This is a genomic window from Acinetobacter lwoffii, assembly GCF_024129595.1.
GTDB classification, from domain to species: domain Bacteria; phylum Pseudomonadota; class Gammaproteobacteria; order Pseudomonadales; family Moraxellaceae; genus Acinetobacter; species Acinetobacter lwoffii_O.
Genome location: NZ_JAMXXS010000004.1, coordinates 115,585 through 127,654 on the forward strand (window position 1 = coordinate 115,585; position 12,070 = coordinate 127,654).

Sequence of the window (12,070 nt, forward strand, 5' to 3'; positions counted from 1 at the left end):
AGCTCAACCTCACTTATGATTGTCAGTGTAAGGGATCAAAGACAAGTAGCGAGCTTGTTTGATAGCTAACGCTAATTGACGTTGGTAACGAGCTTTAGTACCTGTAATACGGCTAGGAACAATTTTGCCGTTTTCAGTGATGTACTGTTTTAAAGTGTCGATATCTTTGTAGTCGATGTACGTAACGTTCTCAGCTGTAAAGCGGCAGAACTTGCGACGACGGTAAAAACGTGCCATGTTATGTTCTCCTTAAGCTTCAGCAGAGTCTTGAGCGTGTTGTGCTTCTTCACGTTGAGCTTTACGCGCACGTTTTTCTTCAGCACTCTTCGCCAATAGTGACTCTTCAGTGATAGCGTTTTCACGACGAATGATAAGGCTACGAATGATTGCGTCGTTATAACGGAACAATTCTTCAAGCTCATCAAGAGTAGTTTGACCACACTCAACATTCATAAGAATGTAGTGAGCTTTGTGGATCTTGTTGATTGGGTAAGCCAATTGACGACGGCCCCAGTCTTCAAGACGGTGGATTTGACCTTCAGCTTCTTTGATGTGAGTTAGGTAGCGTTCTACCATACCAACTACTTGATCGCTTTGATCAGGGTGTACTAAAAGTACGATTTCGTAATGACGCATTGTCAGCTCCTTACGGTTTGGACAGCCCCAATTTAAGTAAATTGAAGCAAGGAGTCACAACCAAAGTTGTGTCGCAGTGTTTGCGAAGGGGGAATTGTAGTGATCTTTAGGGATAATTTCAACCAAATAAGACATTTTTGCGAAATTATCTCTATAACCAGATCGATCATCAGAACCTGACTTTGGCTTTAAGCAAATTTGGACTGGTTAAATTCAGCACATGTATTGTTGCGAAGATCAAGCTTTACTTATCAGGCCAGAAAATCTAGAAAACTGAAGGATCGGAGTCTGGAACCAGAAAGATTGAATTTTCTAAGCGATCAGGAAGATCGAGGTTTAGCTTTATAAAGCCGAATTTTTGATTCTGCTCTACAACTATTGGAAGTAGGGGATTAAGAGAAATCAAAATAAAAAAGATAGAGACTAACTCTATCTTTTTAAAAAAACACAATCTGTGTAGATGGCGCAGTTGACGTAAAGCTAAAGATAATACTGATGACAGTAATCAGGATCACCGAGAACAAGAAATATTTCTTGGCCCAAAGTTGATCATTTTCAGCTTTAAATCCAATGACACCGATATACAACCAGTAAATGCACAGTAAGTTTAAAATCACCGCATAGAACCAGTTGGCATAACCAAAGACAAATAACGCATTCATGGTCAGCGTGAATAACACCACATAAACCAGTGATTCAATCTTGGTACGATGAATCGAACGCGCCACAGGCAAGATCGGAATGCCTGCATTTTTGTAATCATCAAAGCGGTAAATCGCAATCGCCCATGAGTGAGGCATTTGCCATAGCGCATAACCTAAAAAGATCAGTAACGCACCGAGGTCAAATTGATTGGCTACTGCGGTATAACCAATGACAGGCGGAGCTGCACCAGAAATACTGCCTACAACAGTTTGATGAATTGTGGTTCGTTTTGTCCATAGGCTGTAGAAACCAACATATACGACAAAACCAATCACCGCGAATAAGAAAGCGTACGCATTTACCCAGAACCATAAAAGACTAAAACCAACGATGCCTAATACCAGGGCAAAGGCCAAGGCAACAGGTTCGGAAATGGTTTTGGTGACCAGAGCACGGTTTTGGGTGCGCTGCATTTTTTGGTCGATGTCCTGGTCAATCACGTTGTTGACCACACATCCTGATGCTACGACAAGCGTAGTACCGAGAAGGGTAATAAGCAGGAGAAGGAAATCTACAGAACCTTGGGTGGCTACGAAGTAGCCACCCAAAGTGGTAACAAAGTTACCGAAGAGAATTCCTGGCTTAGTCAGGAATAAATACTTTTTCAGCATGACGACCAGTTTAGATCATCATGTTGTAGTGTAGGTAATTCATGATCCATACAGAACCCACTAAAAGAATAGCGATAGTTAAGATGGTATACACGAATGCAATCACGTTCCAGCGTTGCTCTGAAGAAGAGTTCATATGCAGGAAGTAAATTAACTGCACAAGAATCTGAGCAACCGCAGTAATCGCGATGACAGTAATCAAGATACCACGGCCAAAACCGCCTGCCATCACCATACCGAATGGAATTACGGTAAGGATGACAGAAAGGATGAAGCCAACAGTATATTGCTTAACGTTACCGTGTGATTCGCCAGCAGCGTTATGATCGTGACTCATTACAGAACTCCCATCAAGTAAACTACGCTGAATACACAGATCCAAACGATGTCAAGGAAGTGCCAGAACAAGCTTAGGCAAGCTAGACGACGCGTGTTTGCAAGAGTCAAACCATATTTCTTGATTTGAACCATAAGCACGATCATCCAGACCAGACCAGAAGTTACGTGAATACCGTGCGTACCTACCAAAGTAAAGAACGCAGATAAGAACGCACTTGTGCTTGGACCGTGACCAGCATGAACTAGGTGATTGAACTCATATAGTTCCATGCCGATGAAGATAGCACCGAATACCCAAGTAATCGCTAACCAAGTCAGTACTTTTGCAACGTCTTTTTTGTATGCAGCAAGAACTGCAAAACCAAAGGTTACAGAAGAGATCAAGAGGGCGAAGGTTTCAGTAAGAACGAAACCTAAAGAGTCGCCAAACAGGTCTCTCGCACTTGGAGTACCCACAGGAATGTGGCTACTCAAAACAGCGAACGCAATGAAGAGTGTACCGAACAGGACAAGGTCACTCATCAAGTAAGTCCAGAAACCAAAGACGGTGATATCAGTATCATCGTGATGATGATGCTCATCGTGTCCGTGGTTATCGTGATGAAGTACTTCAGCCATTGTCTTAGTCCTTCTTCAAGTGTTTTTCAAGAATCGCATAGCGTTCGTTTTCAATACGCTCAACTTCAGCAGCTGGAACATAGTAATCCACTTTCTTGGTGAAAGAAGACACGATGAAGCTAATGATAGAAGCAAGGAACGTAACAACTACTAACCACCAGATGTGCCAGATTAAACCGAAGCCCATAACAGTGATGAACATCGCGATAACGAAACCGGCAGCACGGTTAGTTGGCATATGAACATCTTCGTACTTCGTTGGTTTTGCATACGCAACACCATTTTCTTTCTCGATCCAGAAAGTATCAATACCATTGATCTTTGGAAGATGAGCAAAGTTATAGAACGGAGCAGGAGAAGATGTCGCCCATTCAAGGGTACGACCATCCCATGGATCGCCAGTCAAATCCAGACGTTGGTCACGTTGTAAGAAACCAACCACGATTTGCAGAATGAAACATACGATACCAAGCGCAATCAGAACTGCACCGAACATCGCGATATTTACATACGGGTCCCATTCTGGGTTGTCAAATGTATTCAAACGACGTGTCATACCCATGAAACCAAGGATATAAAGTGGCATGAACGCAAAGTAGAAACCGAAGAACCAGAACCAGAACGCTGCTTTACCCCAAGTCTCATTCAGTCTCCAACCGAACATTTTCGGCCAGTAGAAGATGATACCTGCGAACATCGCAAATACTACACCACCAATAATTACGTTATGGAAGTGAGCAATCAGGAATAAAGAGTTATGTACCAGGAAGTCCGCTGGTGGAACCGCCATCAATACACCTGTTAAACCACCGATACCGAAAGTTACCAGGAAGCCTAGTGTCCATAGCATTGGAGTAGTGTAAACAATACGACCCTTGTACATGGTGAATAACCAAGAGAAGATTTTCACACCTGTAGGAATCGCAATAATCATGGTCATGATACCGAAGAACGCGTTAACGTTGGCACCTGCACCCATGGTAAAGAAGTGGTGAACCCATACAACGAATGACAATACTGTGATTGCTACTGTTGCATACACCATTGATTTGTAACCGAACAATGCTTTGCGCGAGAAAGTCGCAACAACTTCAGAGTAAATGCCAAATGCTGGTAATACCAAGATATATACTTCCGGGTGACCCCAAGTCCAAATCAAGTTCACGTACAACATCGGGCTACCACCCAAGTCGTTAGTAAAGAAGTGGAAACCGAAGTAACGGTCAAGCGTTAACATTGCAATTGTTGCAGTCAACACTGGGAAAGCCGCAATAATCAATACTGCTGTACATAAAGATGTCCAGGTAAAGATTGGCATTTCCATAAGTTTCATGCCAGGCGCACGCATTTTGATGATGGTAACGAAGAAGTTAACACCCGTTAATAGCGTACCCAGACCTGAAATTTGCAGTGCCCAGATGTAGTAGTCCATACCTACGCCTGGAGAATATTCGATACCAGACAGTGGAGGGTATGCCATCCAACCTGTTGCAGCGAATTCACCTAACGCAAGTGAAACCATCATCAGACCCGCAGCGCCGGCGAATAACCAGAAGCTTAAAGAGTTTAATAATGGGAATGCAACGTCACGTGCACCGATTTGAAGCGGTACAGAGATGTTCATTAAACCAACTACAAGACCCATTGCCACGAAGAAGATCATGATCACGCCATGCGCGGTAAAGATCTGATCGTAATGCTCAGGGTGTAAATAACCTTCGCCGCCACCTTTTGCAAGGAACTGCTGAAGACGCATCATGATCGCATCGGCGAAACCACGCACCAGCATGATGATCGATACGAACAGGTACATGATACCAATTTTTTTATGGTCTACAGATGTGAACCATTCGTTCCACAGGTAGCCCCATTTTTTGAAGTAGGTAATACCGGCAACAACTGCGATACCACCCAAGATCATCATTGCAACAGTTGCCAATACGATTGGATCGTAAGGAATTGCATCCGGACCTAACTTACCTAAGAAGCTCATGTCTTATTCTCCTTGAGAAGCAGTCGCATGTTCACCAGCTACATGAGCTTCAGAAGCAGACGCTTCGTGAGCAACAGCATCAGTCGCTGCAGCTTCTACAGGAGCTGAATGGTCAGCACCGTGGTAGTTACTCATATACTTGTGAATCACAGATTCAAACAAACCTTGCTCTACAGAAGAGTAGTAAGTCACAGGATGTGGCTTAGTAGGGTAAGGCTTCATTGCTTCAGCAGCAGCCTTCTCTTCAGGAGTCTTAGCTCTTGCAATAATCGCTTCGATCTGGTGAACACCGCGGTTACCGTCACGTAAGCTTGCAAATTCAGCTTGGTCTAGAACAGTTTTTTGTACTGCATTAGGGTTAACTGAAGTACCGTTTCCTGCCTGAATAGCAGAAACCCATTCGGCAAACTGGGCATCAGTCACAGAATGTGCACGGAAGCGCATTTGTGAGAAGCCGTAACCTGAATAGTTTGAAGAGAAACCACGGTAGCCTTCAGCTGGGCTAGTTTCATCAGCTAATAGGTTGAGGTGAGTTTGCATACCTGCCATTGCATAAATCTGACCACTTAACGCCGGGATGAAGAACGAGTTCATCGTGAAGTTAGAGGTTAAACGAAGGCTTACCGGAGTTTTCTCTGGGAAACGCAATTCGTTAACAGTTGCAATGCCTTGCTCAGGATAGATGAAGATCCATTTAAATTGCTCAGCAATAACTTGAACAGTTAATGGCGCTTTATCTGCTTCAATTGGACGGTATGGGTCATACTTGTGGGAGCCCCACCAAGTTAACCAAGCTAAAATACCAATAATAATGACAGGGATACCCCATACTACAATTTCAATCGCAGTAGAGTGTGTCCATGTAGGTTTATAGTCTGCGTCTTTATTCGATGCACGATATTTCCAACCGAACCATAATGCCATGATGATTGATGGAATAACCACCAATAGCATTAAGTAAATCGCAGTCATCATCAGGTTACTTTGACCTGCTGCAACTGGACCTTTAGAGTTCAGAAGTACCATATCACCACCACACCCGGTCAAGAGTGCAGTCATCGCAGATAAAGACAATACAGCTAAAATCGTTTGTCTCATTTTACAACCTCGGTGAAGAGTCCCATTCCCTAATTTAATATGGGATAGCGATTAAAGTGCACATGACAAAAAAGGCTGAATTTTACAAAACATCCTATTAATCACAATACACCGCTACGTTGTAGGGCATTATGCCTGAGATTCACGAACTAAGCTATATCTAGGGCGCTTTAAATGCCTGTAATAAAAACCGATTTTGCTGGTCTGGATTGGGGGGTTATGGGAATTTTATTTCAATTTCAAAGTTCTGTAATCAAAATGGGATGATATTCATCCCATTTTGTGTATTCCTGCACTATTGTTTCACAACTTGCGTTTTTGCGAGTTTATCGTGCAAGGTTTGACGTTTTTTGCCCAATCCGAAGGCCCAGTCAATAATTAAACTCAGTGGCATAAATACAATATTTAAAAATATGAAAAATACGCTACGAATAGTAAAAGCGCGCAACAGGCTGGTCTTTTCACCTGATTCTACATCTACAATTTTGATTTTCGTGAGCTTTTTACCAATACTTTGGCCTGATTTGGCAATCAGAAAGGCTTGAATGGCCAGCATGATAATCAAATAGACCGCTGTGGCAAGCCACGCCTGCTGAGAAAACATCTCAAACATTTGAGTCTGTAATTGCTGAGCCATTGCAGGATCTGCATCGCTACTCAGCACAACATTCATGAATTCTTCATTCAGTTGAGCAAACCGGGTTTCCTGTTCAGGCGTAAAAAAAGCAGTCAAAATGAAGGTTGCTGGTAGCCACAGTAATACGTCTACAATTTTGGCCAGGATACGGCTTGGAATACTGGCAAGTTCATTTTTTTGAGTTGCTGTTTGAGTATGAGGCTGTGAGTAGGCCGAAGTCGTTGGTTGGCTATTCTGGAATACCGGCGTTTCAGGTGTGACTGCTGGAGCGACATAACCTTCGGGTTGATATACCGATTTTCCTTGGGTAAGTTCACCTAAGGCTTTCCACTCGGTCATGCCTTGATGCCATGCCAGGTCAGTCAGCATGACTTGTTGATTCGCCAGCATCTGATTCAATTGCTCGAGCGTATATGGACCAGCTTGTTGATTGTTTCGTGCCAAGTAAATCTGCATATAGACTGAATCTCAATATATAAATGTGAACTGATAATAGCTTTGAACAAGATTGTATTGAATTCTGTTTTGAAAACAAACATTCTCTCATCGTAAGATATAGATTAATTAAGGATTTTCAATCATATTTCTTATTAAAAATGCGCCCATACAAAATTGCAAGGATCACCATTCTTAAAAATATCTTCCCGAACATCCAATGGTTATTCATTATTATTGCCATTTTGATATGACTTTACTGTTGGTATTTGTTTGTCATTACAGTTTTCATGTGTTGATAAGCTTTTTTTTAATTATTTTTATAAATTCAATAGTTTAGCTTTAGATTGGGACTTTAGTTATTAATTTTCAAACAATAAATCATAATAGCTGTCTCATAAAAAAGACCCTATCAAAGGGTCTTTTTTATTCAAAATTGCTTATGCTTTTTGCACTTTTTCTTCAGCCAAGAAGAACCAAGTTTCAAGTACCGAGTCTGGGTTTAAAGATACAGAGTCGATACCTTGTTCCATTAACCATTGTGCAAGATCTGGGTGATCAGAAGGACCTTGACCACAAATGCCTACATATTTGCCAGCTTTACGGCATGCTTGAATTGCAAGAGAAAGCAACGCTTTAACCGCAGGGTCGCGCTCATCAAATAGGTGAGAGACAATACCAGAGTCACGGTCAAGACCAAGTGTTAATTGTGTCAAGTCGTTTGAACCAATAGAGAAACCATCGAAATGTTCAAGGAACTGATCTGCCAATAAAGCATTGGTTGGAAGTTCACACATCATGATCACTTTAAGGCCATTTTCACCGCGCTTAAGACCATTTAATGCAAGAAGTTCAATGACACGTTTCGCTTCAGCAACAGTACGAACAAATGGAATCATGATCTGGATATTGGTTAAACCCATTTCATCACGTGCCTTTTTCAATGCACGACATTCAAGTTCGAAACAATCACGGAAGTTATCAGAAACGTAGCGACTTGCACCACGGAAACCTAGCATCGGGTTTTCTTCTTCTGGCTCGTATAACTTACCACCGATCAAGTTTGCATATTCGTTAGACTTGAAGTCTGACATACGAACAATGACTGGCTTGTCTGCAAATGCAGCAGCAAGTGTCGAGATACCTTCAACCAGTTTCTCTACATAGAATTCAATTGGAGATGCATAACCTGCAGTACGCGCCATGACTGCTGCACGTGTTTCACGTGGAAGGCTGTCAATATTGATTAATGCTTTCGGGTGAACACCAATCATACGGTTAATAATGAATTCAAGACGCGCCAGACCAATACCTGCGTTTGGAATTTGAGCAAAGTCAAATGCACGATCCGGGTTACCCACGTTCATCATTACTTTAAATGGAAGAGCGGGCATAGACTCAATTGAATTCTTTTGAATTTCAAAATCTAGTGCGCCTTCATAGATAAAGCCAGTATCACCTTCAGCACAAGACACAGTCACTTCCTGACCGTCTACAAGAACTTCAGTTGCATTACCACAACCCACGATTGCAGGAACACCAAGCTCACGTGCAATAATTGCTGCGTGACAAGTACGACCACCACGGTTTGTTACAATCGCAGCTGCACGTTTCATGACTGGTTCCCAATCCGGGTCAGTCATATCAGATACAAGAACATCACCGTCTTGTACTTTGTCCATTTCTTTAATAGACGTCACAATGCGGACTTTACCAGAACCAATGCGTTGACCGATTGAACGGCCTTCACAGATCACAGTACCGCGTTGTTTCAACAGGTAGCGTTCCATGGTGCCGACATTTTCACGGCTTTTTACAGTTTCAGGACGCGCCTGAACGATGTAAATCTTGCCATCATCGCCATCTTTTGCCCACTCGATGTCCATTGGTGCACCGTAGTGGTTTTCAATGATCAGCGCTTGTTTAGCAAGTTCTTGTAATTCCTGGTCGTTTAAAGCGAACTGTTGGCGTTCAGCTTTTTCAACATCCACGACAACGACAGATTTACCTGCAGATGCTTCTTCACCATAAATCATTTTCTGGTGCTTAGAACCCAGGTTGCGACGAAGGATCGCGTGTCGGCCTGCATTTAAAAGCGGTTTAGAAATATAGAATTCATCAGGGTTGACGGCACCTTGAACAACCATTTCACCCAAACCATAAGATGCGGTAATGAATACTGCATCACGGAAGCCTGATTCAGTATCTAGCGTAAACATTACACCGGCAGCACCAGTTTCTGAACGAACCATGCGTTGTACACCAGCGGACAGGGCAACTACATCATGGGCAAAGTTTTGGTGTACACGGTAAGAGATTGCGCGGTCGTTGTACAAAGATGCAAATACTTCTTTGATCGCGATCAGAACGTTATCGATACCACGAATGTTCAGGAAAGTTTCTTGCTGGCCGGCAAAAGAAGCATCCGGCAAATCTTCTGCAGTTGCAGAAGAACGAACGGCAACCGCGATGTCAGGGTTGCCGTTAGAAAGTTCTGCAAATGCTGTACGAACTTCTTGTTCTAATGCAGGCGTAAGTGGAGTATCCACAATCCATTGACGAATTTTTGCGCCAGTTTCAGCAAGTGCATTTACATCATCAACATTGAGTGCAGCAAGCTCTGCATTGATTTTAGCGTTTAGGCCACTTTGCTCGAGAAATTCACGGTAGGCATCGGCAGTCGTTGCGAAACCACCTGGCACAGATACACCAGCATTTGATAAGTGGCTGATCATTTCGCCTAGTGATGAGTTTTTCCCACCGACCAGCTCAACGTCGTGCTTCCCTAATTTTTCCAGACCAATTACGCGCGCTTCCAAAGTTGTTACTCCACTTTTGCAGTATTAATCACTATCTCGGCATGAGAGTATAGCAAATCATCTAGGTTTTTGATTTTACTAAGCGACAGTCATGTAAGATCGGTTTACTATAAAGATTATATAGCACTAAGACAAATGTTGGAGGAGAATTTTAATGTCGGAAGGTAAACAAATTCAGCGTAGTGTTTTCTTTATTTCAGATGGTACCGCCATCACCGCTGAAACCCTTGGACACTCGCTGTTAGCGCAGTTTCCGCATGTGAAATTTGACATTCATATTATCCCTTACATTAGTTCCGAAGAAGCGGCTACAAATGTGGTGGCAGAGATCAATGCAAGAGCTCAAATCGACGGTGAAAAACCGCTGGTATTTGATACCCTAGTTGATCCCTATGTGCGCGACATTATTAATACTGCAAATGCAGTAAATCTCGATGTATTTGAAGGGCTTATTAGTAAGTTGGCTGATGAATTAGGCACGATTCCTACAACTTTAGTCGGGCAGACCCACGCGGTGACCGACTCTGAGTCTTATAAGGCCCGTATTGATGCTGTTCATTTTGCTTTAGATAACGACGACGGCGCACGTACCCGTCATTATGATAAAGCTGACCTGATCCTGATTGGTGTATCGCGTTCAGGTAAAACCCCGACCTCTATTTATCTGTCTTTGCAGTTCGGTATTCGCGTGGCGAACTATCCACTGACTGAAGAAGATTTGGATGATAACCGACTGCCAGCCGTGCTGCGACCGCATAAAAACAAGCTGTTTGGCCTGATGATTGATGCGGAACGCCTTGTGGCCATTCGTTCTGAGCGTAAGGCCAATAGCCGTTATGCCAGCTTTAGTCAGTGTCAGATGGAGTTGCGTGCGATTGAAGGAATTTATATTTCGGAAGGCATCAAGTACCTGAATGTGTCTGAAATGTCGATTGAAGAAATCTCAACACGTGTGTTGCAAATGACCGGTTTAAAACGTCGAATCGGTTAAGAAACCAGCCAGAGCCAAACTGCGGTTTGGCTTTGATTTATAGCTAAAAATTACAAGTAAGCATTGGTTAATCGAAATAATGTATGAATTTTATAATTCTAAGAAAATACCAACTATCATATTCTGAAATATAAAAGAGTCTTCTTTGCTCATTTTGTTGAATAAATCATCATGTCGGTTCTTGATACGTAAATAAAAATCTCATTATCAGCTTACCAATTTTTCATTTTTACTCGCCAGCGTGAGTTATTTTTCTGCTAAATAAGTATGAATAATGATATCGACCGGATGCTGTTCACCATTAATACAATGAATTGTATTTTCCGAAATTTTCAGAATCGGCCAGGTAATCAGGCGGCAATTTTCACGTTGTAGGGCAGCATAATAATGATCTGATTTCAGATAAATTTTACGGGAAGATGCAAGATTTGGCATTAACTGGCGTCTTAGCCACAAATTCTGCACCTGATTTTCTAAAAACCGCAGAGAAAGCAAGCTTTTAATGCGGTTGTTAAATAAGCGGCGATTTTTACCAATCAATGGGTGATTAATAATTCGTTGCAGAATTCGGTCGGAACCGGGCAGTACAAAAGCAGGATTAATCTGGAAAACTTTTACCGAACGGGCATGTTGACTGATTTTATCCAGCTGGCTCACGGTAAACTGATCTGTGCCAATAATAGCAATATCTTTATCTGCATAATCCAATTCTAACAGTTCGGAAGAGGGCACTTTAATTCCATTAAACTGCTGAAAATGTTCGGGGCGATTTTCAAAAATACCAGCGTGTGGATCCTGCTTGGTAGACATTAGAATTCCTTGAATTTATTTAATAATTAATTTTCTTTGTATGAGATATAAACAAAAACTCAAGCCAGGGTAAAGTGAAAAATTTAACTTAGACAGTCATCTATTTGAGCAAAATATAAAATCTGATTTTATTGAAGACTGAATAGATTTACATGCGATCCAAAAGGAATGACTTTTAACTTGCTGAGATGGATGAAGGAAAAGACGTGAAGTGTTCGTTTAGGGAAGAAGTTTTTTAATGGAGGAGGTCGATAGAAATGCTTTTACTGATATATTTCTTTTGGTCATGTACTAGCTCAAACCTGATCTGACAGTTACCTGATTTTTATTGTGCCTGTCAGGTTAAATTTGAGCTAAATTCTTCTCAGCCCAAATTTG

11 protein-coding genes are annotated in these 12,070 nt (G+C 42.1%); 1 reads left to right on the forward strand and 10 read right to left on the reverse strand.

Features of this window, described 5'->3' with window-relative positions:
• Positions 1–9: 9 nt before the first annotated feature.
• The 9 genes from rpsR to ppsA form a co-directional block, all read right to left on the reverse strand.
• Complete coding sequence (rpsR, locus tag NI466_RS04120; protein WP_004278792.1) at positions 10–237, reverse strand: 30S ribosomal protein S18; 228 nt, start codon at positions 235–237, stop codon at positions 10–12.
• 12 nt (positions 238–249) lie between these two features.
• Positions 250–636, reverse strand: a complete 387-nt coding sequence (gene rpsF / locus NI466_RS04125) for a 30S ribosomal protein S6 (protein ID WP_004278789.1) — start codon at positions 634–636, stop codon at positions 250–252.
• A 437-nt stretch (positions 637–1,073) separates the two neighbouring features.
• Positions 1,074–1,952: a heme o synthase gene (gene cyoE, locus NI466_RS04130; RefSeq protein ID WP_153566251.1), complete on the reverse strand. Its 879-nt coding sequence runs from the start codon at positions 1,950–1,952 to the stop codon at positions 1,074–1,076.
• Positions 1,953–1,962: 10 nt separating this feature from the next.
• Positions 1,963–2,289 carry a cytochrome o ubiquinol oxidase subunit IV gene (locus NI466_RS04135; RefSeq protein WP_004645410.1) on the reverse strand — a complete coding sequence of 109 codons (327 nt, stop codon included), beginning with the start codon at positions 2,287–2,289 and terminating at the stop codon, positions 1,963–1,965.
• Positions 2,289–2,909: a cytochrome o ubiquinol oxidase subunit III gene (cyoC, locus tag NI466_RS04140; protein WP_004278786.1), complete on the reverse strand. Its 621-nt coding sequence runs from the start codon at positions 2,907–2,909 to the stop codon at positions 2,289–2,291. The genes NI466_RS04135 and cyoC overlap by 1 nt, the downstream gene beginning before the upstream one ends.
• A gap of 4 nt (positions 2,910–2,913) precedes the next feature.
• Positions 2,914–4,902: a cytochrome o ubiquinol oxidase subunit I gene (gene cyoB, locus NI466_RS04145; RefSeq protein ID WP_005252153.1), complete on the reverse strand. Its 1,989-nt coding sequence runs from the start codon at positions 4,900–4,902 to the stop codon at positions 2,914–2,916.
• Between the two features lie 3 nt (positions 4,903–4,905).
• Positions 4,906–6,000 carry a ubiquinol oxidase subunit II gene (gene cyoA, locus NI466_RS04150; RefSeq protein ID WP_044108868.1) on the reverse strand — a complete coding sequence of 365 codons (1,095 nt, stop codon included), beginning with the start codon at positions 5,998–6,000 and terminating at the stop codon, positions 4,906–4,908.
• Between the two features lie 295 nt (positions 6,001–6,295).
• Positions 6,296–7,093, reverse strand: coding sequence for an RDD family protein (locus NI466_RS04155; RefSeq protein WP_004278783.1), 798 nt, complete (start codon positions 7,091–7,093; stop codon positions 6,296–6,298).
• 419 nt (positions 7,094–7,512) lie between these two features.
• On the reverse strand, positions 7,513–9,891 hold the full coding sequence (gene ppsA / locus NI466_RS04160; RefSeq protein WP_004278782.1) for a phosphoenolpyruvate synthase: 2,379 nt from the start codon (positions 9,889–9,891) through the stop codon (positions 7,513–7,515).
• Between the two features lie 154 nt (positions 9,892–10,045).
• On the opposite strand from ppsA, the gene ppsR reads away from it, so the two are divergent.
• On the forward strand, positions 10,046–10,882 hold the full coding sequence (gene ppsR, locus NI466_RS04165; RefSeq protein ID WP_004278781.1) for a posphoenolpyruvate synthetase regulatory kinase/phosphorylase PpsR: 837 nt from the start codon (positions 10,046–10,048) through the stop codon (positions 10,880–10,882).
• 246 nt (positions 10,883–11,128) lie between these two features.
• Here ppsR and NI466_RS04170 read toward each other — a convergent pair whose 3' ends face one another.
• Complete coding sequence (locus NI466_RS04170) at positions 11,129–11,692, reverse strand: NAD(P)/FAD-dependent oxidoreductase (protein ID WP_253144568.1); 564 nt, start codon at positions 11,690–11,692, stop codon at positions 11,129–11,131.
• Positions 11,693–12,070: the final 378 nt, after the last annotated feature.

Bases quoted from the DNA above. Each gene is read 5' to 3' on its own strand.
- NI466_RS04135 (WP_004645410.1), bottom strand. From the start codon at position 2,289: ATGAGTCACGATCATAACGCTGCTGGCGAATCACACGGTAACGTTAAG.
- cyoC (WP_004278786.1), bottom strand. From the start codon at position 2,909: ATGGCTGAAGTACTTCATCACGATAACCACGGACACGATGAGCATCAT.
- rpsF (WP_004278789.1), bottom strand. From the start codon at position 636: ATGCGTCATTACGAAATCGTACTTTTAGTACACCCTGATCAAAGCGAT.
- cyoA (WP_044108868.1), bottom strand. From the start codon at position 6,000: ATGAGACAAACGATTTTAGCTGTATTGTCTTTATCTGCGATGACTGCA.
- NI466_RS04155 (WP_004278783.1), bottom strand. From the start codon at position 7,093: ATGCAGATTTACTTGGCACGAAACAATCAACAAGCTGGTCCATATACG.
- cyoB (WP_005252153.1), bottom strand. From the start codon at position 4,902: ATGAGCTTCTTAGGTAAGTTAGGTCCGGATGCAATTCCTTACGATCCA.
- NI466_RS04170 (WP_253144568.1), bottom strand. From the start codon at position 11,692: ATGTCTACCAAGCAGGATCCACACGCTGGTATTTTTGAAAATCGCCCC.
- rpsR (WP_004278792.1), bottom strand. From the start codon at position 237: ATGGCACGTTTTTACCGTCGTCGCAAGTTCTGCCGCTTTACAGCTGAG.
- cyoE (WP_153566251.1), bottom strand. From the start codon at position 1,952: ATGCTGAAAAAGTATTTATTCCTGACTAAGCCAGGAATTCTCTTCGGT.
- ppsR (WP_004278781.1), top strand. From the start codon at position 10,046: ATGTCGGAAGGTAAACAAATTCAGCGTAGTGTTTTCTTTATTTCAGAT.